Source organism: Brevundimonas vesicularis NBRC 12165, from assembly GCF_001592205.1.
Lineage (GTDB): Bacteria > Pseudomonadota > Alphaproteobacteria > Caulobacterales > Caulobacteraceae > Brevundimonas > Brevundimonas vesicularis.
The window spans coordinates 85767-109075 of sequence record NZ_BCWM01000012.1; the positions used below are offsets into that span (position 1 = coordinate 85767).

Below are 23309 nucleotides of genomic sequence, written 5' to 3' on the forward strand. Positions count from 1 at the left end.
TCACCGACCCAGATCCTGACCCAGATGCTTGCCGCTGAGGACCTGGGCGAAGCCGCGCGCATCGAGCGAAAGCGTGACCGCTTTTCCCACGGTTGGCGGGGTCTCGCCGACACCCAGCCGCCCATAGTGTTCGGAGCCGTCAGCGGCGCGCACCACCACATAGGCGGAGCCGCCCAGTTCGTCGTGGAAGCCGGTCTTCACGACCTTGCCCTGGACCGGCGCCTTGCCCAGCTGTTCCGCCGACCGCGCGCCGTCAAGACGCCGTTGGTTGAGGGTGCGAATGACGTCCTTCGAGAGCTGCAGCCTCCGAAGTCGGGCTTCCATATCCGGGGCCAGCCGGAAGCGCCGCCCTGTTCGTTCGGCGAGGCCCAGGGTCTCCAGATGGCGCAACCGTCCCCGGGTCAGCGCCGTCCAGGCGTCAGTGCCCCCGATCCCGTCATCGACACAGCCGTTGTTGTCCGCAGCTGCCAGGAGACGGCGGTCGAAGGCGGTGAACCGGTCGGCCTCGGTCTCACGCCAGACCCGCCGTTCGGCGTCCTGACGGCTGAGGTCGCCGAGCCGCTCCTGGGCCACTTCCTGGGCCCGGGCGCGAAAGCCGTAGCCGATGTAGTCGCGCGGAATCACGAGGTCCCGGCCGTCGCTTCTCCGGCCGCGCACAAGCACATGGGCGTGCGGCTGGTCGGTGTCGAAATGGCAGACGGCGATCCAGTTCAGACCCGGTTCTCCAAGGTCGTCGGCGACCCTCGACATGACCTCCCTGGCGAAGCCCTGGAGGTCCGAAATCCGATCGCCGTGCTCGGGTGAAATGATGAAGCGAAAATGGTGCCTGTCCTTCGCCCAGCACTCCGTGGCGCCGGTCGGATCGACCCTCTCACGCACCGGTCCGAAAAAGGCCGCGCGCTCGCCGTCCTCGCCCGCGCCCATGCGGCCGAGATAGGCGATATGGGCGGCGAGCGCCGCGCCCCGGGCGAACCCCTTGCCCATGTGCCGGGACACCAGCGCCTTGACCGTGACGCGCTGCCGGACGTCGAGACGGAAGGGACGACCCGAGCGGTTCTGGGCCGCGCGCAGACACCCGGCGCGGTCCCCGTAGGCGAACAGGCGCGAGGCCGCGAGCCTCTGGAACATGGCGATCCGGACGCTGGTCTTGTCCGACTTCAACCTCTGCGGAAGGCGCACTTTCAAGGTCGAGACGTCATCCTTTGACGCTTGGGCGAGGCGTACCTCAATGGCGGTTCGGACCTGCATGATCGGGGCTCCGGCCTGTCGTCGTCGCGGAATCAGGCGTCAACTCAGCGCAAGTCGACGTCGGTCTCCGCAATCCTCGCAAGTGTCTGCCCGGGCTCAGGAAAACAGAAGGCCAAAACCCCTCTTTTATCTTGCCCTAAGCCCTCAATCTGACGATTTCCAACCAGCCTCTCCAACAGTGAACACAGCCGATCAAACCTCGGCAAGACCCAGGCGACCCCGGCGTTCAGACCGCTTCGGGTCCGCCGGATGACAAGAAAAATCCCGCCCGGCCGAAGCCGAGCGGGTCATTGATCCAGATCGTGATGTCTCAGGCGGCCCGGGCCTTGATGGGCACGTGCCGCAGCCCGTTCTCCATCGCCTTCTGGCCGAGGTTGAGCGCCGGTCCGAACGGCCGCTGATCCTCCCGCACCCCGGCCAGCGAATGGACCAGGGTCAGGCAGACCTCCGGCTCCAGCGCGATCAACTCGTCGTTCGCCCGGAAGGGAGCCGCCTTTCCGTTCCTGTCGAAATCCGCCCGGGCGAGGATCAGCTTCACCCCCTTCTGCTGGGCCCATTTGATCGCCAGCTTCTCGGAGCCTTTCGCCCCGGTCGTCGCCAGAGCCATGTCCGGCCACTCCCCCTTAGCCCAGTTGAGGGCGTCGAAGATCCGCCCGGCGTCCTCGGCCGTGTCCGCCATCGGCGCGCCCCGGAAGGCGACGACCGGACCGCCCGGATCGGCCTCTCCGGACCGACGATTCCGGATCGCCCGGATCGCCTGTTTCGCCTCCAGCTGCGCCGCCGTCAGATGGGTGCCGCGCCGTGATCCCCGCCAGGCGGTCCAGACCTCCCCGGTCGCGATCGTCCAGGTTTCGGAGGCCGCATCCCGGATCAGTTCGCAGGCCTGCGTCGCCGCATCTCCGGATCTCGCTTTCGCCGTTGCGTCCTGAAGTTCGACATCGGCCGCTTCCGATCCGTCGAAATCCCGATCCAGGGCGCGCATCGCGTCACGGGCGCGGTCGGCGTCCCGTTCAATCCGTCCCGCGGCCGAGTGGAAGGCGCCGATAAGCGCTTCGCCGAGGATCGTCTGATAGTCCTCCAGAGCGGTGTCGGAGATCACGTCCACGAGCTCGGTCATGAGCGCGCGCCCCAGCTGGATCAGGGCGTCCTCGGTGGGGTGCGGACGCGCATCCCCCAAGGACGCGGTCAGGTCGTCGAAGGCGGAGTCGGTCTTCGAAGAGGCGGAGAAGGCGGTGTTGAAGTGGGTCATCGAACCATTCCTTTGAAAAGAGACTGTCGAAGCGCCCCATGCGCAACGACCCCGGCTTTGGCCACGGCGGGGTCCTCGGCAGTCACCGGAGCGGAGGGCCGCTTGCCCTCCGTGGAGGGGAACGGCGCAGCCGTTGACTTCCGGGGTGCCGTGACAAAGTCGGAGGGCGTTGTGTGGGGGCAAGTCGTCGTCGCCCTTCGCGACGACGACTCCATTCGGCGCCGTCGCGCCGATACGGACGAGAAGGCGTCGATCTTCTCGTCCCTCGACGCCGGCGGGCCGGCGGCGCATCCCCAGGCGAGCGAGCCGTCCTCAAGGCGCCACGCCCGCGAGGCGCATAAGGCCCTCCACCGACAGCGGTGTGGGCCGATAGGCGATCGCTGCATGGGCGGCGCAGAAGGCGCCGCGTTCAGACGGACGACCGCAGAGGCTGAAGGCGGCGTCGCCCGGTTCGCCATACGGCCAACGGCAATCCATCCGCCTCACCGACAGAATGGTCGCAACGCCATCGGGCGGCGGCTCGGGCGCCACGTGATGCGCCGCCTCGCGACGAGTCCGGGCGCCTGTGCGCCCCTCCGAGAGGCCGAGGCGAGCGACCTTGCCGAGGACGGCGTTGCGGGTGAGGCCGCCGCCGAGTTCCAGGGCGATGGTCTCGGCGCTCCGCCCTTCGGGCCACAGGCGCTTCAGCAGATTGATACGGGCTTGGGTCCATGCGGACATGGCGGTCTCCTTCGGCGAGCCCCGATGGCTCGTCCGACCGCGCCCTTCCTCCGGCCTTTCCGTCGCCAGCACGAAGAAGGGCCCGAGGCGCAGCGCGCCCGGGCCCTTCAAATCTCCCCTTCGGATCAGAACGGGATGTCGTCGTTGAGATCGTAGCCGCCGCCCGCCTCGACGCCGCGATCGGCGACGCCGGAGCGGTCTTCGGACGGTTCGCCGACGACGCGCCGGTTCTTCAACCGGATGTCGCTGACGACGAGGCGAAGGTCGTAGTGCTCCACCCCGTCCTTGCCGGTCCAGGTGTCGTTTTCGACATGGCCCTGGATCACGACGCGGCTGCCCTTTCGGGCATAGGGCTGGATGTAGTTTTCAGCCGTCGCCTCGTTGAAGCAGATACAGTTGAAGCCGGTGGTCCGCTCGCCGGGTTCACCGTTGGCGCGCCGGAAGCGGGTGGTTTCCACCACGCGGAAGCTCGCGCGCTTCTTGCCGGAGCCTTGCGCCGACAGGATGGAAGGGTCTGCGGCCAGGTAGCCTTCGAGGGTCAGGGTTTGCATGGTCAGTCTCCTTGAAATCAGGATGAGCGGTTGAGGATCAGGCGGCGGCGCGGTCGTCCGCCGCGTCTGCGCTCGCATCGGCCTGGCGGTCTTCCGCCCAGTCGAGGACGGTGAGCCGATTGATCACCAGCTCCTTGGCCGTCCGCTCCGACCCGTCGCGGGCGGTGTAGGCGGTGTCGATGAAGGCGCCGATCACGACGGCCTCGCACCCTTGCGCCAGCCCGCGCGCGATGACCTTCTCGTTGAGGCCCTTCGACCAGCTGACGCAGTTGACGCCGACCAGCCGGGCCTTGCCGGCATTGTCGGTCCCGCGCTGTTCGAGCAGGCGGAAGACCGCCTTGCCGAAGTCGTCGCTGATCTGGGGGTCGGCCGCGAGGCGGCCCGTGAACACCATGGTCTGCATATCAGTCTCCTGTTGATGCGAAGCCGCCGGGGAGCCGATCTCCCCAATCCCGCTTCGCCCGAGACCTCCCTTCCTCCTCAGCTCCCGGCCGGGCGCTTTCGCCCCGGGCGTGACCGCCTGGACTGTCGCTATCGATCCGCTTTCGCGCGATGCTGGGGCATGTGCGTTCTCACCCTCGCCTGGGATATCCACCCGGACTGGCCGCTCGTGGCGGCCGGCAACCGCGACGAAGAGTACGCTCGACTTTCGGAACCACTGGTGCTCCGCCGGGTCGTTCACCTGACCGATACGGCCAAGGTTGTTTGGAGTGACGGAACGCGAAGGGCCGTCGTCATGCGTGGAGACCGTCACAGTGCGCATGGTTTCCAAGCGCCTCAATCACTCGGCAGTCGGAAATCCGCCCACCTGAGCAACTCGCCGCCTGAATACGGGTGAGTTCGGCGTGCAGCGCCTGAAGCCCGGCGATGCGAGTCTCAACCGCCGCAAGCTGGCGTTCGGCGATCCGGTTGACCTCCGTGCAGGGCTGGTCGGGTTCGTCGGACAGCGCCAGCAGGGCGCGGATGTCGTCGATCTCGAACCCCAGCTGCCGCGCGTGGCGAATGAAGGCGAGCCGCCGCGTCGCAGCGCCGTCGTAAAGGCGTCGGTCGCTCGCGGTGCGGGGCGGCTCCTCCAGCAGTCCGATCTTCTCGTAGAACCGGATCGTCGGAACCTTCACGCCGGTCTCGGCCGAAAGGCGCCCGATCGTCCGGAGCGGGGGAGGGGATGGGTCTCTGGCCATGCTCGAAATATAGGGCTTGATCCTCTAGTGGCTAGAGGATGCATGAAGGGTGCATGACGACGCCCGCTCCGACAGAATCCTGCGCCCCGGCCCGAGGCTGCTGCGGCCATCAGGTCCGGTTCGACGGGGCCTCGCCCGCCTATCGGCGCGTGCTGATGGCCGTCATCGCCCTTAATCTGGGTGGGTTCTTCGCGGTCGCCGCGGGCGGTCTCATGCAGGGATCGGCGGCTCTCGCCGCCAATGCGATGGACTTCCTGGCCGACAGCGCCACCTACGCCGTCAGCCTCTGGGCCATCGGCAAGTCCGTGCGGGTGCGGTCCGGTGCCGCAGTCTTCAAAAGCGCAAGCCTCCTCGTCATGGCCGTGAGCATTCTCGGCTACGCCGTCTGGAGAGCGGTCACGGGGCAGCCGCCCGAAGGCGTCGTCATCACCGGTCTGGGACTGGTCGGCTTCGCCGCGAATCTAATCGCCGCCCTGCTGCTCGTGCGTTTCCGTGACGGTGACGCCAACGTGCGCTCCGTCTGGCTTTGCACACGGAACGATCTGATCCACAGCCTGGGCGTCGCCGCGGCCGGCGGGCTGGTCTGGCTGACTGGATCCCGGTGGCCGGACTTGCTGGCGGGCCTTCTGCTGGGCGGCGTCTTCCTCCAGTCCGCCATTTCGATCTTGGTGCAGGCTAGGGCGGAGAGCCGCGCAGCCCACGCCGCTGTTCGGACTTTGTAACGCATTGCCTAACTTCGAGAACGAAAGTATGCAGCGCGCGATGACCTGGTCGATGACGACATGGGCGAAGCTGATCGTGGCGATGACTCTTGTCTTCGCCGCCTTCTTCTTTGCGCCCGCCGTCGACGCCGCGACCTGTCTGCCGGAACCGCCTGCGGCTCACGCGGTCGTCGATCATGATCAAAGCGAGGGCGACCACAGCGGCAAGAGCGGCGGTCACGGGATCTGCTCGCACGGCCACTGCCACCACACCTCAACGGCGCGCGGTCCTGCCGTGGACGCCTTTGCTCCGTCGTTCGGCGAGCCTCCTCTGCAAAGCGGCCGACAGGATGACTTCCGGGCGTCCATCACGCCTGACGGCCTGAAGCGTCCTCCCAGAGTCTGACCGAAGACCTGCGCCTTAGCGCGCCTCTTCGTCCTCAGAAACTCTGGAAATGAATCATGTCTCCCACATCTCGCAGGCGGCCGCGTTACGCGGTCGGCTGCGCCCTCGCTGCGATCGCGGCGACCCTGGCCAGTCCCGTATGGGCTGACCCAGCTCCGACCTATGCCCAACTCCTCGCTCAACTCGGGAATGCGCCTGCGACCCTTGAGGCGGGCGCCAACTACGACGCAGCGGAAGCCCGTGTCCGTCAGGCACGGGTGCGTCCCAACCCTGTCCTCGGCTTCGATGTCGAGAACGGCTATGGCTCAGGCCCCTATTCGGGTCTGAACAACGCGGACATGACCCTGGCGATCAGTCAGGATCTCGAGCTGTGGGGACGTCGTTCGACGCGCATCGCCGCCGCTCGCGCCGAGGCCGGCGCAGTGGGCCTTCAACGAGACCTTGCGGTCATCGACGCCGCAGGCCGCCTGGCCCTGATCTATGCCGAAGCGGAGGCCGCGCAGAGGCGAGCCACGCTCGCGGAAGAAACCCTCACGCTGACCGTCGCGGATGCCCGCGCGGCCCTGACCCTCGTGGAGGAAGGTCGCGAACCTCTCCTCCGCGGCATTCAGGGGGAGGCCGAGGCTGCCTCGGCGCGCGCGACGCGGGATGAAGCTGTCGCGGAACGCGACGCGGCCTATGCCCGTCTCACGGCTGTCGCCATGATCCCGGTTCCGGTCACGCAGATCGAAGACAGCCTTCTCGACGAGGCGCCGACGACGATCGGATCCGTGATCGAGGATGCGCCGACGGTCCGCGTCGCCGAAGCCCAACGGTCCGCCGCCGAACGACGCATCGATGTTCAACGGGTTCAGGCCCGCCCCGACATCAACGCCAGTATCGGCATCCGCCGCTTCGAGGCGGAAGATGCGACGGCGCTGACTTTCGGCGTCAGCATGCCGCTGCCGTTGTTCGACCGGAACCGGGGAAACATCGAAGCGGCGCAAGCCGAGTTTCGCGCTGCCGACGCCCGGCTGATGAGTGCGCGGCAGGAAGCCCAGGCGGACCGCGCTGCCGCGGTCGCTCGCCTTTCGGCCTCGGTCAGTCGCGTCAACGCTGCTGACGGCGGCGTCACCGCCGCAGAGGAAGCCTATCGCCTGTCCCGCATCGGCTTTGAGTCCGGCCGCATTTCCCAGGTCGAACTGCGGGTGACCCGCACCGCCCTCGTCAACGCCCGGTCTGCAGCGGTCGACGCGCGTCTCGCGCGCGTCCGAGCCGAGATCGATCTCGCGCGCCTTGATGGCCGCGCCCCCTTCGAAGGAGCCCAGTGATGCGCAAGCGCACATCGAACAAGACCCTGCTGATCGGCGGCGTCGCCGCCCTGGTCATTCTCGGAGGCGGCGGCCTCTGGTTGGCCACCCGGTCCTCCGAACCCGCCGCGCCGGCTGCCGCCGAAGGCGAAGCCGGCCATGCCGAGGAAGAGGGGGGACACGCCGAGGGGGAGGCCGCCGGGGCAGAGACCGAAGGTCGGATTGAACTCACCACAGCAGAGATCCAGGCAGCGGGCATCACGGTCGTCGGCGTCGGCGGCGGAGGAGGAGGGGAGACCCGGCTCGCCGGCCGCGTAGAGCCGATGGTCGATTCTCGCGCTGCCGTGGGCGCTGCCGTCGGAGGTCGCGTCGAGCGCGTTCTCGTCGCGCCGGGTCAGTCGGTCCGCGCCGGTCAGCCGCTTGTGAGCCTTGTCAGCGGCGAGGCGGCGACCTTCCGCGCGGACGCCGACGCGGCCGGGGCATCCGCTGAAGCGGCGCGCCAGGCCTATGAGCGAAATCGCAGTCTGGCGGATCAGGGCATCGTCGCGCGGCAGGAGGTCGAAGCGTCACGCGCCCAGTTCCTGAGCGCCGAGGCGGCGACCCGCGCCGCTCGCGCCCGCTCGGCGGCCGCTGGCTCTCCGAACGCTTCGGGCAGGCTCAGCGTGACCAGTCCGATCTCGGGCGTGGTCAGCAGCGTCCAGGTCGGTCCGGGCGGGTTCGTCGCCCAGGGCGGCGTGGTGGCGGAAGTCAGCAATCCTGCTCGTGTCGAGATGGTCTTCAACGCACCGCCTGCCCTTGCGGCCAATGTGCGTGCCGGTGCGCCAATGCGCGTGACCGGGCCGAACGGCGAGTTCGACGCCGTCGTCACCGGCGTCGCCGCCGACGCCGGTCTCAGCGAAAGCGGCGCGACCGTGATCCGGGCCCGACCCTCTGGCGCGTCTCTGCCGCCAGCCGGTTCGGCCGTCACTGGCGCCATCGTGACCGGCGAGGCGACTGGCGGGATGACCGTGCCCACCGAGGCGGTCCAGACCGTCGATGGAAACACCGTGGTCTTCGTGCAGGTCGAGGGCGGCTTCCAAGCCGTGCAAGTGCTCGCAGGCCGCCAGGCCGCGGGCCGCACCGAGATCCTGCGCGGGCTCACCGGATCTGAACGCGTGGCGTCCGCCAACGCCTTCCTGCTCAAGGCCGAAATGGCCAAGGGCGAAGCCGAGCACGGGCACTAGGGGGCGTCATGTTCAAAGCACTTATCGAAGCCTCGGTCCGCTTCCGATGGTTCGTGGTCCTGGCGACGGCGATCGTCGCCGCCTTCGGCCTCTACAACCTGACGCAGCTACCCATCGACGCCGTGCCGGACATCACCAACCGGCAGGTTCAGATCAACACCATCGCGCCAGCGCTCGCGCCCGAGCAGATGGAACGTCAGGTCACCTATCCGCTCGAAACCGCGATGGCGGGTATTCCTGGCATCCAGACCACGCGGTCGCTGAGCCGAAACGGCTTCAGCCAGGTCACGGTCATCTTCTCCGACAACACGGACATCTACTTCGCCCGCCAGCAGGTGGCCGAACGGATGGCCCAGGCGCGCGAACGGTTGCCCGAAGGCGTGGAGCCGGCGCTTGCGCCCATCACCACGGGACTGGGCGAGGTGCTGATGTGGACGGTCGACTTCAAGCCGTTCAACAGCGCCAACCTCGCCAAACCGGGTGAGCCCGGCTGGCAGGCGGGCGGCGCCTATCTGACGCCCGAAGGCGAACTCCTGACCACGCCCCAGGCCCGCGCAACCTATCTCCGCACGGTTCAGGACTGGATCATCGCCCCGCGCATGCGGACCGCGAAGGGACTGGCCGGCGTTGATGTGAACGGCGGCTATGTGAAGGAGTATGCGGTCCGACCCGACGCCGCGCGTCTGGCGGGTTACGGTCTGAGCCTGAACGATCTCGTCGTCGCGCTGGAACGGGCTAACACCCAGGCTGGCGCTGGCTATGTCCAGCGGTCCGGCGAAGCCTTGACCGTGCGGACCGACGCCTTGGCGCAGACCATCCCGGATCTCGCCCAGGCCCCCGTCGTCAACCGCAACGGACTGGTCGTCCGGGTCGCCGACGTCGCCACCGTCGAGATTGGCCAGGCGCCGCGTCTCGGCGGCGCCAGCCGCGACGGCCACGAGGCCGTGGTTGGTACGGCGCTGATGCTGGCCGGCGGCAACAGCCGGACGGTGGCCCAAGCCGCAGCCGAACGTCTCGAGGAGGTTTCCGCGAGCCTGCCGCCGAGCGTTGTCGCCGAACCGGTCCTGAACCGCAGCTCGCTGGTCAACAAGACCATCTCAACCGTCGCCAAGAACCTGATCGAAGGCGCTCTGCTGGTGATCGTGGTGCTGTTCCTGCTGCTCGGCAACATCCGTGCGGCCTCGATCACCGCCCTGATGATCCCGATCAGCTTCCTGTTCGCGGTCATCGGCATGAACCGCTTTGGCATCAGCGGAAACCTGATGAGCCTCGGCGCGCTGGACTTCGGCCTTCTGGTCGACGGCGCGGTCGTGGTGGTCGAGAATACCCTGCTGATGCTCAGCCAGCGGCGGGCCGAAGCCGGTCGAATGCTGACACGCCGGGAGCGGCTCGAGGTTGCTGGAGCCGCGGCGCGTCAGATGGTCAAACCGGCTGCTTTTGGCCAGCTGATCATCCTCCTGGTCTTCACGCCGCTGCTGATGCTTGAGGGCGTGGAGGGCAAGACCTTCATCCCCATGGGCGCAACGGTGATGCTGGCCCTCGTCGGCGCCTTCATCTTCTCCTTCACCTTCGTGCCGGCGATGACGGCCCTGCTGGTCCGGGATCCGAAGAAGGTCGAGGTCGATGAGCACGGCCACGCCCACGAGCACGAGACCTTCATCCTCCGATACGCGCGGCGCTGGATCGAACCGGCGATCCGCGCCGCCGTCGACCGGCCCAAAGTCGTCCTGGCGTCCGCGCTCGGCGCCCTCGTCATTGGCGGCATCGCCTTCAGTTCTTTGGGGCGGGAGTTCATTCCGACCCTGGATGAAGGCGATATCGCCATGCAGGCGTTGCGCGTGCCGTCCGCCTCGCTGGAACAATCGCTGGCGATGCAGATGGCCCTCGAACGCGTCATCAAGGCCCAGCCCGAGGTGAAGACTGTCTTCGCCCGGACCGGGACGGCGGAGGCGGCGGTGGACCCGATGCCGCCGAACATTTCGGACGCGGTCATCGTCCTGAAAGACCGCAAGGAGTGGCCCGATCCGAACCTTCCGAAAGAGGAGCTGATCGAACGGTTCGAAGAGCTCGCCGCCGGACAACTCGGCAACAGCTTCGAGTTCAGCCAGCCCATCGAGCTGCGCTTCAACGAGCTGATCTCGGGGGTTCGGACCGACCTCGCCGTGATGGTCTATGGCGACGACTTCACCCAGCTGCAGGCCACTGCGGACCGGGTCGCCGCCGCCCTGCGCGCAACGCCCGGATCTGCCGACGTTCGCGTCGAACAGGCGTCCGGGCTGCCCACCCTGACCGTCAGCGTGGATCGTTTCGCGGCCGCCAACTACGGCTTGTCGGCCGCCGATGTCTCCGAGGCGGTTTCGGCCGCGGTCGGCGGCGCCGAGGCCGGGCAAATCTTCGAAGGCGATCGTCGCTTCAGCGTCGTCGTCCGTCTCGCGGATGATGCACGGAATGATCCGGCGGCCCTTGCGGCTCTGCCGGTAACGACCGCCACAGGCGTGACCGTGCCGCTCTCCTCCGTCGCCCGGATTCAGGTCGCGGAAGGACAGAACCAGATCAGCCGCAATGACGGCAGCCGGCGGATGGTGGTGCAGGCCAACGTTCGCGGGCGCGACCTGGGCGGCTTCGTCACCGAGGCCCAGGCCAAGGTGGAGGCCGACGTCGATCTTCCGACCGGCTACTCCCTGACCTGGGGTGGCCAGTTCGAGAACCTGAAGCGGGCCGAACAGCGTCTGGGGCTGGTCATTCCGATCGTCTTCATCCTGATCGGGGTCTTGCTTTTCATGGCTCTGGGATCCATCGCCGAGGCGGGCCTGGTGTTCGCGTGCGTTCCGTTGGCTCTGGTCGGCGGCGCCCTGGCGCTTGTCCTCAGGGGGATGCCGTTCTCGGTTTCCGCAGCGGTCGGCTTCATCGCCGTGTCCGGCGTCGCGACCTTGAACGGTCTCGTGCTGATGCAGGCCATTCGGGAGCGTCTCACGGGCGGAGCGGCGCCGCGTCTTGCCGCCATCGAAGGCGCGACAAGCCGGCTTCGCGCCGTCCTGACGACGGCTCTCGTCGCCATCGTCGGGTTTATCCCGATGGCATTCGCTCACGGCGCCGGCGCCGAAGTGCAGAAGCCGCTGGCCACCGTGGTCATCGGAGGCCTGCTCACGGCCACCGCGCTGACGCTCCTTGTCCTTCCGACCTTCGCGGCCAAGGCCGTGAAACACCGGAAGGCGGAAGGGATCGAGGAATGAGCGGGGCCCACGAAACAGAGCAGGTCCAGCGCCGCACCCTCCTGGTGGTGCTGTTCCTGAACGCTCTGCTGTTCGTGGGCCTGGGAGTCGGCGGCCTCGCCGCCGACTCCAGCGCTCTGCTCGCGAACGCCGTCGACAACGGCTCCGACGCGGCCGTCTATCTGATCAGCTTCCTCGCCGTCGGGCGCGCGCTGATCTGGAAGACGCGGGCGGCTCAGGTCTCCGGCGTGATGCTGCTGATCTTCTCGGTCCTCGTCCTGCTCGACGCCCTGCGCCGGACGCTGACGGGAACCGAGCCGGTCGGACCGACCATGATGGTGCTCGCTGTCGTAGCGGCGGTTATCAATCTGATCTGCCTGCTGTTGATCCGTCGTCAGCAGAGCAGCGACGTCAACATGAAGGCGGCCGAGACATTCAGCCTGAACGATTTCGCCTCGAACGGCGGCATCCTCGTCGCAGGCGGCCTGGTGATGTGGTTGGACCAGTCGTGGCCCGACCTGCTGGTGGGGGTGCTGGTCGCCGCCATAGCCGCCAAGGGCGGCTTCGACATTCTACGCGATGCGCGCCTTGCGCGACGCGACGCGGAGAGCTCGGTGACATGAGCCCGCCGTTGATCGACATCGCCTCCGTCCAGCGCTGGCGCAAACTCTTCATCGCCGCCGGGTTGTTCGCCCTGCTGGCCTGGACCGCTCTCGTGAAGGCCCAGCCACAGCTCGAGCATCCCGTCGAACATCTCGGGCTGATCGCCATCATGGTTTGCGTCTTGGGGCGCGCCTGGTGCTCGCTCTACATCGGCGGCCGAAAGAAGCAGGAGATCGTCACCAGCGGGCCTTATTCGCTGTGTCGAAACCCGCTTTATGTTTTCAGCTTCATCGGCGCATTCGGGATCGGCGCACAGACGGGCAGCCTGACCGTCGGCGCCACCTTCGCCGTCGCCTGCTGGATCGTGTTCCGCATCGTCGCGAGCCGAGAGGAAAGCTTCCTGACGTCGGCCTTCGGCGACACCTACCGCAGCTACGTCGTGCGCACCCCCCGCTTCGTTCCGAACCTGCGCCTCTGGCGTGATGAGGCGGAACTGTCCGTCCGGCCGGCCTTCTTCCTCCGGACTGTCCGCGACGGCCTTGTCTTCCTTCTGGCGTTGCCCGTGTTCGAGGGACTGGAGCACCTCCAGAACCTCGGCTGGCTCGACGCTCTCATCGCCCTACCGTGAGGTCGAGATGAACCGCAAGCGACTGGTCATCCTCCTGAGTGCGGCTTTGGCGATCGCCGCCTTCGTCGCTGGAGCCGTCGCCCAGCGCGCCGGGATGTTCGTGCCTGACCGCTCGATCCCTACCCGTGATGTCTCCTGAGGAGCCCGATCATGCCCAAGACCCTCCGCCTCAACATTCCCGTCCTCCTGCCTCATGCGCCCGATGTGCAGGACGGCTGCGTTGGACGGCTGATCGCGCTGTTGCGGGCCGAACCCGGCGTCTCTGAGGCGCATGTCGCCGAAGGCGAGGGAGGCCCAGAGCTTTGCATCCATTACGACCCCGACCAGCTGTCGCTGGCTCAGGTCCGTCGCCGTGCGCGTCAGGCCGGAGCCGAGGTCAGTGAGCGTTTCGGGCATCTCGTCGGGCGAGTGGAGGGTGTCCGCCACGCCCGGCACGCCCGCACGCTCGCGGCCGCGCTCGGCGAAGAAGCCGGCGTGATCGAGGCGGTGCTGGATCCGGCTGGCGCTCTGCGCCTGGAGTTCGACCGGCAGATCACGAACCGTGAGACGCTTGTCGATCGCCTTGCGAGCCACGGCCTCGCACTGGTCGGAGCGACGGAGGACGCTGCTTCAGCCACTGCAAAGCGCCCTGATGCGCAGCCGACTGCGCCATCCGATGACGAGGCCAGTCATACGCCCGATGACGGTCACGGCCATGGCCACTTCGATGGCGATGGCCATGACCACGGACATTCCGAAGGCGACGGGCACGACCATGGTCATGGCGGCTTCCTCGGACCCAACACGGAGCTCATTTTCGCGGTCGGCAGCGGTGTCGCGCTCACGATTGGTTGGCTGATCGAGAAATTCATTCCGGGCGTGCCGGGATGGCTGCCCTTCGGCCTTTTCCTGATCGCCTATGCCTTGGGCGGCTGGTTCACGGTCGGCGAGGCTGTCGGGAATCTGCGGCGCAAGCGTTTCGAGATCGACACCCTGATGCTGGTGGCCGCAGCCGGCGCCGCGGCGCTCGGAGCCTGGGCGGAAGGGGCGCTGCTACTGTTCCTGTTCAGCCTCGGGCACGCCCTCGAACACTTCGCGATGGGTCGCGCCAAGAAGGCGATCGAGGCTCTGGCCGCCTTGGCCCCGCGCACCGCTCATGTGCGGCGAGGAGAGGCCGTCGTCGAACTTCCGGTCGAAGAGCTGGAAGTCGGCGACCTCGTCGTCGTCCGGCCGAACGAGCGTCTCCCGGCCGACGGCTTCGTCGTGAAGGGAACATCCAGCGTGAACCAGGCTCCCGTGACAGGGGAGAGCATTCCGGTGGACAAGCAGCCTGTCCTGAACCCCGAGGAGGCCCGCGCCAAGCCGGCGAATGTCTCGGCGGCGTCGGTGGTCTTCGCCGGCACCATTAACGGCGGCGGCGCCATCGAGATCGAAACGACGCGTCGATCCAACGACACCACCTTGGCCAAGGTCGTCCGGATGGTGAGTGAGGCCGAGACCCAAAAGTCGCCGACCCAGCGCTTCACCGATCGCTTCGAGCGCGTCTTCGTGCCCCTCGTGCTCGGTCTGGCCTTCGTCCTCCTGTTTGCATGGGTTGTCGTCGACGAGCCGTTCCGCGACAGCTTCTATCGGGCGATGGCCGTGCTGGTGGCCGCCAGTCCGTGCGCTCTCGCGATCGCCACGCCGAGCGCGGTGTTGTCCGGGGTCGCCCGGGCGGCCCGCGCCGGGGTTCTCGTCAAGGGTGGCGCGCCGCTCGAAAACCTGGGAGCGCTCGACGCCATCGCGTTTGACAAGACCGGGACGCTGACCGAGGGGCGGCCGCGGATCACCGATGTCGTTCCGTTCGGCCAGACGACAGAGAGCGAGCTCCTGGAGATTGCTGTCGCGGTCGAACGGCTCAGCGATCACCCCTTGGCGGAAGCGATCGTCCGCGACGGAAGCCAGCGGTTGGTCGCCGCCCCCGTTCGAACCGCAACGGATTTGCGTAGCCTGACTGGCAAGGGCGTCACGGCACGCCTGGACGACCAGGATGTTTGGATCGGCAAACCGGAGATGTTCGGTTCGGACGCCATCGCTCCGCTCGCACCGGACACCGAGATCGCCGTCGCGGGCCTTCGAAACCAGGGACGGACGCTCATGGTGGTTCGCCGCGGGACAAAGGATCTCGGGGTCATCGGCCTTCTCGACACGCCTCGGGCCAAGGCGCGCGAGACCCTTACCGCGCTCCGCGCGCTCGGCATTCGCCGCATGATCATGATCTCGGGCGACCACCAGAAGGCGGCCCAGGCGGTGGCCGGTCAGGTCGGGCTGACCGAGGCGTGGGGCGACCTGATGCCGGAGGACAAGGTCGACGCCATCAAGAAACTCCGGGCGGAGACCAAGGTCGCCATGGTCGGCGATGGCGTCAACGATGCTCCGGCGATGGCCACCGCGACGGTCGGCGTCGCCATGGGTGCGGCGGGATCGGACGTCGCCCTGGAGACCGCCGACGTAGCCTTGATGGCGGATGATTTGTCGAAGTTGCCCTTCACCGTGGGTCTCAGCCGTCAAACCCGCCGCATCATCCGCCAGAACCTGTTCGTCAGCCTCGGGGTCGTGGCGTTCCTCGTCCCGGCGACGATCCTCGGTCTCGGCATCGGCCCTGCCGTCGCCCTCCACGAGGGTTCCACCCTGCTGGTCGTCTTCAACGCGCTTCGCCTTCTGGCGTGGCGCGGTCCGCGCGGCGTCGAATGACCCGCCTTCAGGAAAGCAAAGGATAGTCCAATGAAACGTCTCGGCTGGGTTGGCGTCATCGCCGCCTTTCTCCTGATCTCGGTCTTCGGCTTCGGGATGCTCTCGCGGCAGGGTCGCCCGGCGCCGGAGCCGACGGCAGTCGATGCACGCCCGATCGACCAGCATGCCGGGCACGGCGATGCCGCCTCGGATAATCCCGCCACCCGTTCCTACAAGGAGGCGAACGAGCGGATGCACGCCGCTATGAACATCGACTACAGCGGCGACGCCGATGTCGACTTCATGCGCGGGATGATCGCCCACCACGAGGGGGCGGTCGCCATGGCAAGGATTGCGCTCGACCAAGGTTCGGATCCCGAGGTCAAGGGCCTCGCGGAGGAGATCATTCGGACTCAGGAAGCTGAAATTGTCCGTATGCGGGTGTGGCTGGCCAACCGCGCGGCTCGCCCGGCGGACGCGCAGGGCTGAAGCCATGGGGGGCAAGCGATCCCCGATCCGGAGCAAGGCTCCTCGATGGCGTCCAGGGCGCTACAAGGGGCGCGGCCGGTCCAAGCTATACGGGAGGCCAGAGCCGTTCCGGCCGGTGCAGGACACACTGATCGCGATTGGCGCGAGCCTCGTCGCCGGCGCGATCGTCGTCTGTCTCGCCGTACCGCTGGCGGCGACCTACCGCATCCCGGTGTTCGTGTCCTTCGGCGTTCTCATGTCGCTCCTGGCGATCATGACCTATCGTCTCGGGCGGAAGGGGCAGGCTGGACGGGTCATGACCGCCGCCATGGCGACTGTATGTCTCTTGGGGTTCGGCCTTCTTGTTCTGACGCGAGATCAGTTGCAGTTCGGTCCGCGTCATCACGATCACCCCGGAGTGGCCGAAGCGGCACGGCCTTGAGACTGCAGCGCAGACCGCCAGGCCGCAGCCGGTCTGGGTTTCGCGGGACGGTGTCGCTCTTCCCATTTGGTAATCGTCGGCGCGCTGCCGCTGTTGATTCCAGTCGCCGGACTTGTCGGTATCGCGCCCGGCGACCCGCAGTGAGCCGGCAAGCGTAAGTCGCTGTTTCGCTAGGCTGCGGCACCCTCCAGGATCGACTGGACCGGATGGCGGCGCAGCACCCCCTCCACGACATCGGGCCGGTCCACCGGAACGAAGACCCGTGGGGCATAGGCGATGATCTCGACGAAGCAGCCGAGCGAGACCAGGGCGTCACGGTCGGTGCGGCCCCCGACCACTTCCAGCCGCCAGCGGTCCATGACCCGCGATCGCTTGAGCCACAGGCCGCCCGAAAGGGCGAGCTGGACATTGCGGTCGAGTACGGCCGCAGCGGTGCGCCCGCCATCGGCCCAGGCGTCGCCGACCTCGGTCAGGCCCAGCGCCGTCTTCAGGCTGGCGGCCTGAACCTCGTCCAGCACGCGGCCCAGCCAACGCCGACCGTCCGGCGCGCGTACGCGGCGAACCGAACAGCCCTTGGACGGCAGCCTTCCCCAGATTGGCAACAGAAGGCCGGTCGCCAGGGTCAGGCGGCGCGTCCGCCACGGATCGGTCGCGGCGACTTCGGCGTCCCAGACCGCCCGCCACGCCGCCTCATCGGTCTGGGCCCAGGCCGACTCCTCGAACGTCTTCTCCGGCGTGACCTGATGCTGGTCAGGCCGCAAGAGGCGCACCGCCGGAACAAGCCGGTCGTCATCGGTCGTGGTGGTCAACCCGAACTCGGCCAGGGCGGCGCGGCCGGAACGGTCGTTGACGACCAGGCGGAAGGCCGAGCCTTCAGCGCCTGCCAACGCCGCGTCCGAGCTGACGAGTTCACGCCGCACCTTGAGTTCGAAGGTGACGAGTGCGGTTTCCGCCCCGGTCGAGACGTCGGTCCGGATGGTCTCCTCCTCCACCACGGCCAACTCCTCAGCCTCGATGTCCTCCAGCCCGCGGTCCAGGTCGGCCGAGGCGGCGGCCCTTTCGAGAATGCCTGAAAGGATGCCGTCGAAGTCGGCGAACAGGGCGTTCTGGTCGGCGATGCGCAACGCCAGCAGCCGGTTCAGGAAGGTGTGGATCGGCGGCAGGTCGTCGGAGAGCTTGAGCCCCCCGTCGGCGTCGCGCAGCTTCAGGCCGGTCCTGGTCTCGAAGTCCTCCAGCGTCATGGACGACAGCTCGCCAAAGCCGAGCGCGCCATAGAAGACGAGCAAGGCGCGTCGCGCCCACGGGCTTTCCAGATTGTCCTCGGCCCGGAACAGACCGGCCCCGGCCGTTCGGCGTTCGCCGCGCGTCAGGGCTCCCAGCGAATCCAGCCGTCGAGCGATGGTCGAGGTGAACCGCTTCTCGCCGTGGATGTCGGTGGTGACCGGGCGGAACAGCGGCGGACAGGCCTGATGGGTGCGATGACTGCGCCCCAGACCCTGGATGGCGGCATCCGCCCGCCAGCCCGGTTCGACCAGGTAGTGCGAGCGGCGCTGCTGGTTCGGCGCCGAGAGGTCGGAGTGGTAGCTGCGTCCTGTGCCGCCTGCGTCCGAGAAGACCAGGATACGCTTGCGGCCGGACATGAAGGCGTCGGTCTCCGACCGCGCGGCCGAGGCGCCGCGGCGCTCGACGAGCCGGCGTCCGTCGCGCGCGACGACGCGACGCGACCGTCCCGTGATCTCTGCGACCGCCTCTGTTCCGAAGGTGTCCAGAAGGGCGTCCAGAACGCCGGGCACGGCGGGCAGGAGCGCCATCTTCTCGATCAGGTCTTCGCGCCGGCGCAACGCCTCCTGGCTCACGGCGGGCCGGCCGTCGACCATGACCGGGACCAGCGTCACCGAGCCGTCGTCACCCTCGATCGCCTCCATGAGATTCACCGGGAAAGCCTCGCGCAGATAGTCGAGGACATATTCGCGCGGCGTCAGGTCAATGGAGAGGTTGTTCCATTCCTCCGGCGGGATGGACGCCAGTCTTCGCTCCATCACCGCCTCGTTCGTCGAAACGATCTGGATCACGGCGGAACGCCCTTCGGTCAGGTCCGCCCGGATCGACGCCGCAAGCGTCGGCGCCTTCAATCCCGCGAGGAGGTGGCCGAAGAAGCGCAGCTTGGCGCCTTCAAACGCGGAATGGACGGCTGAGGCGGCCAGGCCGCTCTTGGCCTTGCCTTCCTCATCATTGAAGCCGGTCGCTTTCAGCGCCTCGCCCAGATTGGCGTGGATCAGCTGGAAGGCGTCGGCCCAGGCGTCCCAGATGCTGATGTCGTCCTCGGTCAGGGCGTGGAAGAGCGGCTCGTACTCGACGCCCTCGAACGACAACGACCGCGCCACATAGAGGCCGAGCGCCTTGAGCTCGCGCGCGACGAGCTCCATGGCGGCGACCCCGCCCTTGTCCATGGCGTCGAGGAAGTCGTCGCGGGTGACGAAGGGCGCCTCCGGCCCGCCCCAAAGACCCAGACGGGCCGCGTAAGCCAGATTCTCCGCGGTGGTGGCGCCGGTCGCCGAGACATAGAGCACCCGGGCGTTCGGCAGCCGGTTCTGAAGCGCCAGGCCGGCCATCCCCTGCAGGGAGGCCTTCTTCGTTCCCCGCGCCCCCTTGCCGCCCCCCGCGGCGTTGGCCATGGCGTGGGCCTCGTCGAAGGCGATGACCCCGTCGAAATCCTCGCCCAGCCAGGCGACGATCTGGTCGAGCCGCGACATCTTCTGGCCGCGCGCAGGCTGACGCAGGGTGGCGTAGGTGGTGAAGACAATCCCGCGATCCAGCCGCACGCCATCTCCCAACTTCCAGCTGTTGAGCGGCACGATGTCGTGGGCCCCGCCGCCGATGGCGGCCCAATCGCGCCGGGCGTCGTCCAGCAGGGAGTCGTTCTTCGACAACCACAGGGCCTTGGTCCGCCCCTGGGCCATGTTGTCGGCGATGACGGCGGCGATCTCCCGGCCCTTGCCGCAGCCGGTGCCGTCGCCAAGGAAGAAGCCGCGCCGGAGCTGGACGGAACCCTCATCCTCCTCCCGCGACAACCTGAGCTGACGAGCCGACTCTCCCGGCGTCCACCAGGCGGGCAGCATGCCGGCGTGAGCCTCGCCGGCGTAGATGACCGTCTCCAGCTGGGCGTCGGAGATCCGGCCGTCGAGACGCACCGCCGCCGGAAGGACCGGCCGGTATGACGGGGCGGGCGGGGCGACCGAGGCCATCGGACCGGACTCGACCAGGGCTGACGGGTGGGGCGTCTGCGCCGTCAGGGCGATCCGCGCCAGCCGGTGCGCCTGGTAGAGGCCGACATCGCGGCCCTCGCCCGTCCAGGCGAGGGTCTGATAGGTGATGGGGGACGCTCCCGCGAGGAAGCCGAGACGCCCGGACGGCAGGGCGAGTGACCGGTCCCGGGGCGCCAGCAAGGTCTGCGCCCCGAGTTCGAGGCGAACCCTCGGCCTCGCCTTGACGCGCTCGGGCACAGCCGAGGCCAGGGCGGCACAGGCGGCGAGATCTTCACCGTTCGCGAGCGCAGCGACCGCGGCGCCGCCCTCGAGCCGGTCCAGAACCAGCAACCCGGTCTCCACGCTGGTGCCGTGCCTGGAGAAGGCGCGTGGCGGAAAGCCGATCCGGGCGACGACACGCCCCCTGGCGCTCAACCGACGCATCAGACCCTCGTCGATGAGGGCGGTGATCGGCACGACGGCGGCCAGGCGCCCGCCATCGGCCAGGGCCGAGAAGGCCCCGGTCAGATGCGCCTCCAGATCGGTGAAGGGCGGATTGCAGACCGCGACGTCGAACCCGCCCGCGCCCGGCAACAGGTTCTGGACGCGTCGTCCATCAAGACGTGACCGCGTCGCCGAAACGAAGAGGCCGTCGAGCAGGACGGCGCGACCCTCGGCCAGTTCGTTCAGCGTCAGAACTCCGCCGCAGGCCTCGGCCACGATAGCGATCAGCCCGGTGCCCGCCGAAGGCTCCAGCACTTGGTCACCCGGGCGAACCTGACCGGCCAGCACCACGAGCGCCGCCAGTTCCGGCGGCGTGGAGAACTGGTCCAGCGCGATCTGATCTTCGCTGCGTCGGCTGTGGGTCAGACCCAGGGCGCCGACCGTCGCCAGAAGGACGGCGATGGCGGCCGGCGCGTCCTCGAGCCGCGACACCTGGGGCGCCAGCCGGCGGATCTGCAAAACGGTCGCCGCCTCGATGGCCTCATAGGCGTCCCGCCAGTTCCACAAGCCCTCGGCGTCCGACCCGCCGAAGCCGGTGGTCATGACGCTGGAGACCAGTTTGCGGTGCAGCGGGCGGGACCGGGCCAGGTGGGTGGCGAGCACCCGGGCTGCGGCCATGAGGTTGGCGGCGCGGTCGCACGGGCGTGGTGCGCTGAAGAGCGAGAGGCTGGCGGTCTGAGGCGGTGTCTGCGCGGCGGTCATGGGAAGGGCTCCGTCGCCTGGAGCGGCGGGCTCATCCCTCCGGTCCTCCAGGCTCGCGCCCAGCCGCCCTTCCTCCCGCCTTCCATGACGAAGGCCCGCCGCGACGATGTCGCGACGGGCCTCGTCGTCTTCACGCCTGGATCAGGCGGCGTCGTCGAGCGCCGCCTCGCCTTCAGCGGTGACCTCGAAGGCGCCGACGCCGTCGTCAGCATCGCCTTCGCTCTCTTCCGCCGTATCGCTCTCCGGACCGTCAGCGTCCGACGCCGCGACCTCGTCGACGTCGGGCGGTGTGGTCCAGGACAGGCTGGCCGGCGCCCATCCCTTCTCGGCCGCATTCTCCTCGACCCAGGGGATCAGATCGGCCTTCTTCAGCAGGGCCGCTCTCACATCGGCCCGGTCCATCTCTTCCAGCATCTTCAGCAGCAGGGTTTTGGAATGCGGCTTCAGGAACTCGGCGTCCGGGGTCCAGTGCAGACTGATGTCCGCGCCGCAAAGCTCGGCGAGTTCAGCGGCTTCGGCCCGGGCCGACTTGCGGATCAGTGTGGTCCGCTCCTCCCGAACATCCAGGGAGAGGGCGGTGAGCTCGGCCAGCAAACCCATCTTGTCGCCATGGGCGAGACCATGCACCCAGGCGATCACCGTCTGGCCCGACGCCTCCCACGCGGCGCGTCGATCGTCGAGCCTCTGGCGGACCTCGCCGTCCAACGCCTCGATGACGCGACCGCCGGTCGGCTTGAAGGCGGACGCGGTCAGGGCGAGGGCGGACTCGGACCTCTGGCCGGAGGTCCTGACGGCCAGCTGATTGAACAGGCGGGCGATCAGCGCCGTGAAGGCGACGCCGGGATCGTCGGCGAGGGCGCGGATCAGACCGCGGGTGGCCACGTCGGTGCGCACGGCGTGAAGGGCGTGGTTGACGCCCTCGGTCTCGGGTTCCGGCGTATCGACCTCGGGCGGCCGGTAGACGGGAGCGGCAGCGATGCCCCCCGCGGAGGCGGGCGCCTCATCGTCGGTCTCGTCCTCGACTTCCGGTTCCACGGGCGTGAAGCACCGGACTTCGATCCCGGTGCGTAGTGCAGGACGCAGGACCAGGGTCGTGGCTGCCCGGCCGCTCCATCCCGCCTGATCCATGGCCAGGCGGTCGCGGATCATGACGTCGAGCGCGGCGTCCACCGCCTCGGCGTCGGTCGTCTCCGTCAGGACCGCCTCGACCCCTTCGACGGCGGCGTTGAAGGCGTCTCGCTTGTCGCGGTAGGCCGCCATCTCCGTGGCCGGAAGCATGCCGCCGTAGACGTAACCGGCGGCTTCCAGATCGTCCGGCAGGTCCGGTTCGGGGCCCGCCGTGACGTGGACCGCCAGGCCCTCGGCCTCGTAGATCAGGGCGATCTCCCGTGCACGTCGGGTCCAGGCCTCCGTGAGAATGGCCGGGTCCAGCAGCACCGGCGGCAGCTCGCCGAACAGATCGGTCTCGGAGCGGCCGCCGGCCTCGGCGTATCGCTCCGGGCCGATGAGGGCGCAGCGAGGGTCGCGCGCGGTGACGCGAGCCTCGTCGAGCTTTTCGGTCACGCGCCAATCCTGGAAACCGTGACCGTCGAGGGTCATCCGGGCCAGCTCCGCCTGCTCGTCGGGGTCGGAGAGCCTGGCGAGCAGGCGCGCCTGGCGCAGGTTCAGCCGGCCGAGCCGCAGCGCCTGCAGCGCGACATCCGGCAGGGCGGCAAGGGCCGCGAGACGTTTGATGTCGATTTCCGCGTATCCCAGCGCCTTGGCGATCGTGGGCACGCCGAGCTTGCGTTTCAGCATCCGGCCGATCGCCGCGATGATGTCGGCGACATGGACCGGCACGGCCGTGTTGGTGAGCAGGACGGCCGCGGCCTGGCGGGCGGGATCCGTCTCGACGAAGACATCGACGAGGAAGCTGTCGTCGATACGTCCCTGTTCGACCAGAAGACGAAGCGCCAGCAAGCGCCGCCTGCCGTCGAGCGCCATGTTGGCGGCTTCCTTCTTTCGACCGGGCCGGACGGTCAGGGGCTGCAGCTGACCGGCGGCGAACAGAGTCTCGGCAAGCAGCGGAATGTCATCGTCGGAGGGCTCGCCGAAGCGAAGGTTCTCCGGGGCGATGTCGAGATCACGGAGATGGACCAGCGGGCGGTTACGGGTCGACGCGACCTGGAAGGGGGTGGCGACGACGGCGACGGCGGTGGAACGGGACATGAGGGCTCTCCTGCCGTAGGCGAGGTCCATCCCCGCCT

The 23309-nt window shown here is 68.3% G+C and carries 20 protein-coding genes; 12 read left to right on the forward strand and 8 right to left on the reverse strand.

Features of this window, described 5'->3' with window-relative positions; genetic code table 11:
• The 5 genes from BVE01S_RS11130 to BVE01S_RS11150 form a co-directional block, all read right to left on the reverse strand.
• Nucleotides 1-1248 (reverse strand): DUF3363 domain-containing protein, encoded by a 1248-nt coding sequence (locus BVE01S_RS11130; RefSeq protein WP_035307850.1) that lies wholly within the window; start codon nucleotides 1246-1248, stop codon nucleotides 1-3.
• A 310-nt stretch (nucleotides 1249-1558) separates the two neighbouring features.
• Nucleotides 1559-2497, reverse strand: coding sequence for a DUF2493 domain-containing protein (locus BVE01S_RS11135; protein ID WP_035307847.1), 939 nt, complete (start codon nucleotides 2495-2497; stop codon nucleotides 1559-1561).
• 312 nt (nucleotides 2498-2809) lie between these two features.
• Nucleotides 2810-3217 carry a GcrA family cell cycle regulator gene (locus BVE01S_RS11140; protein WP_066555132.1) on the reverse strand — a complete coding sequence of 136 codons (408 nt, stop codon included), beginning with the start codon at nucleotides 3215-3217 and terminating at the stop codon, nucleotides 2810-2812.
• 125 nt (nucleotides 3218-3342) lie between these two features.
• Complete coding sequence (locus tag BVE01S_RS11145; protein WP_035307844.1) at nucleotides 3343-3768, reverse strand: single-stranded DNA-binding protein; 426 nt, start codon at nucleotides 3766-3768, stop codon at nucleotides 3343-3345.
• Nucleotides 3769-3805: 37 nt separating this feature from the next.
• Nucleotides 3806-4171 carry a single-stranded DNA-binding protein gene (locus tag BVE01S_RS11150; RefSeq protein ID WP_035307841.1) on the reverse strand — a complete coding sequence of 122 codons (366 nt, stop codon included), beginning with the start codon at nucleotides 4169-4171 and terminating at the stop codon, nucleotides 3806-3808.
• Nucleotides 4172-4330: 159 nt separating this feature from the next.
• Here BVE01S_RS11150 and BVE01S_RS17475 point away from each other — a divergent pair, with 159 nt between their 5' ends.
• On the forward strand, nucleotides 4331-4606 hold the full coding sequence (locus BVE01S_RS17475; protein WP_119412789.1) for an NRDE family protein: 276 nt from the start codon (nucleotides 4331-4333) through the stop codon (nucleotides 4604-4606).
• On the opposite strand, the gene BVE01S_RS11155 is transcribed toward BVE01S_RS17475, so the two are convergent.
• The gene (locus BVE01S_RS11155) at nucleotides 4503-4949 is read right to left on the reverse strand and encodes a MerR family transcriptional regulator (protein ID WP_035307839.1); all 447 of its coding nucleotides are present in this window, start codon (nucleotides 4947-4949) and stop codon (nucleotides 4503-4505) included. The genes BVE01S_RS17475 and BVE01S_RS11155 overlap by 104 nt on opposite strands.
• Before the next feature lie 53 nt (nucleotides 4950-5002).
• Between BVE01S_RS11155 and BVE01S_RS11160 the strand changes: the two genes are divergently transcribed.
• The 11 genes from BVE01S_RS11160 (at nucleotide 5003) to BVE01S_RS11205 (ending at nucleotide 16612) form a co-directional block, all read left to right on the forward strand.
• Nucleotides 5003-5671 carry a cation efflux transmembrane domain-containing protein gene (locus BVE01S_RS11160; RefSeq protein ID WP_054764212.1) on the forward strand — a complete coding sequence of 223 codons (669 nt, stop codon included), beginning with the start codon at nucleotides 5003-5005 and terminating at the stop codon, nucleotides 5669-5671.
• A gap of 28 nt (nucleotides 5672-5699) precedes the next feature.
• A complete protein-coding gene (locus BVE01S_RS11165) occupies nucleotides 5700-6056 on the forward strand; it encodes a hypothetical protein (protein WP_197019742.1) in 357 nt (118 codons plus the stop codon).
• A gap of 56 nt (nucleotides 6057-6112) precedes the next feature.
• Nucleotides 6113-7366 (forward strand): TolC family protein, encoded by a 1254-nt coding sequence (locus BVE01S_RS11170; protein WP_066627529.1) that lies wholly within the window; start codon nucleotides 6113-6115, stop codon nucleotides 7364-7366.
• On the forward strand, nucleotides 7366-8568 hold the full coding sequence (locus tag BVE01S_RS11175) for an efflux RND transporter periplasmic adaptor subunit (protein WP_035307835.1): 1203 nt from the start codon (nucleotides 7366-7368) through the stop codon (nucleotides 8566-8568). The genes BVE01S_RS11170 and BVE01S_RS11175 overlap by 1 nt, the downstream gene beginning before the upstream one ends.
• An 8-nt stretch (nucleotides 8569-8576) precedes the next feature.
• A complete protein-coding gene (locus BVE01S_RS11180) occupies nucleotides 8577-11801 on the forward strand; it encodes an efflux RND transporter permease subunit (RefSeq protein ID WP_066627532.1) in 3225 nt (1074 codons plus the stop codon).
• A complete protein-coding gene (locus tag BVE01S_RS11185; protein ID WP_035307831.1) occupies nucleotides 11798-12403 on the forward strand; it encodes a cation efflux transmembrane domain-containing protein in 606 nt (201 codons plus the stop codon). The genes BVE01S_RS11180 and BVE01S_RS11185 overlap by 4 nt, the downstream gene beginning before the upstream one ends.
• Nucleotides 12400-13011, forward strand: a complete 612-nt coding sequence (locus BVE01S_RS11190) for a methyltransferase family protein (RefSeq protein WP_035307829.1) — start codon at nucleotides 12400-12402, stop codon at nucleotides 13009-13011. Before BVE01S_RS11185 ends, BVE01S_RS11190 begins: the two co-directional genes overlap by 4 nt.
• Nucleotides 13012-13018: 7 nt before the next feature.
• The gene (locus BVE01S_RS17390) at nucleotides 13019-13150 is read left to right on the forward strand and encodes a hypothetical protein (RefSeq protein ID WP_255347087.1); all 132 of its coding nucleotides are present in this window, start codon (nucleotides 13019-13021) and stop codon (nucleotides 13148-13150) included.
• Between the two features lie 11 nt (nucleotides 13151-13161).
• Nucleotides 13162-15723: a heavy metal translocating P-type ATPase gene (locus BVE01S_RS11195; protein ID WP_035307827.1), complete on the forward strand. Its 2562-nt coding sequence runs from the start codon at nucleotides 13162-13164 to the stop codon at nucleotides 15721-15723.
• A gap of 30 nt (nucleotides 15724-15753) precedes the next feature.
• Nucleotides 15754-16191: a CopM family metallochaperone gene (gene copM, locus BVE01S_RS11200; protein ID WP_035307825.1), complete on the forward strand. Its 438-nt coding sequence runs from the start codon at nucleotides 15754-15756 to the stop codon at nucleotides 16189-16191.
• A 115-nt stretch (nucleotides 16192-16306) separates the two neighbouring features.
• Nucleotides 16307-16612, forward strand: a complete 306-nt coding sequence (locus BVE01S_RS11205) for a hypothetical protein (RefSeq protein WP_035307824.1) — start codon at nucleotides 16307-16309, stop codon at nucleotides 16610-16612.
• Nucleotides 16613-16782: 170 nt separating this feature from the next.
• Here BVE01S_RS11205 and BVE01S_RS11210 read toward each other — a convergent pair whose 3' ends face one another.
• Together BVE01S_RS11210 and BVE01S_RS11215 are read right to left on the reverse strand one after the other, a co-directional pair.
• Nucleotides 16783-21063: a strawberry notch-like NTP hydrolase domain-containing protein gene (locus BVE01S_RS11210; protein ID WP_035307822.1), complete on the reverse strand. Its 4281-nt coding sequence runs from the start codon at nucleotides 21061-21063 to the stop codon at nucleotides 16783-16785.
• Between the two features lie 141 nt (nucleotides 21064-21204).
• Nucleotides 21205-23271, reverse strand: a complete 2067-nt coding sequence (locus BVE01S_RS11215) for a ParB/RepB/Spo0J family partition protein (protein ID WP_052004749.1) — start codon at nucleotides 23269-23271, stop codon at nucleotides 21205-21207.
• Nucleotides 23272-23309: the final 38 nt, after the last annotated feature.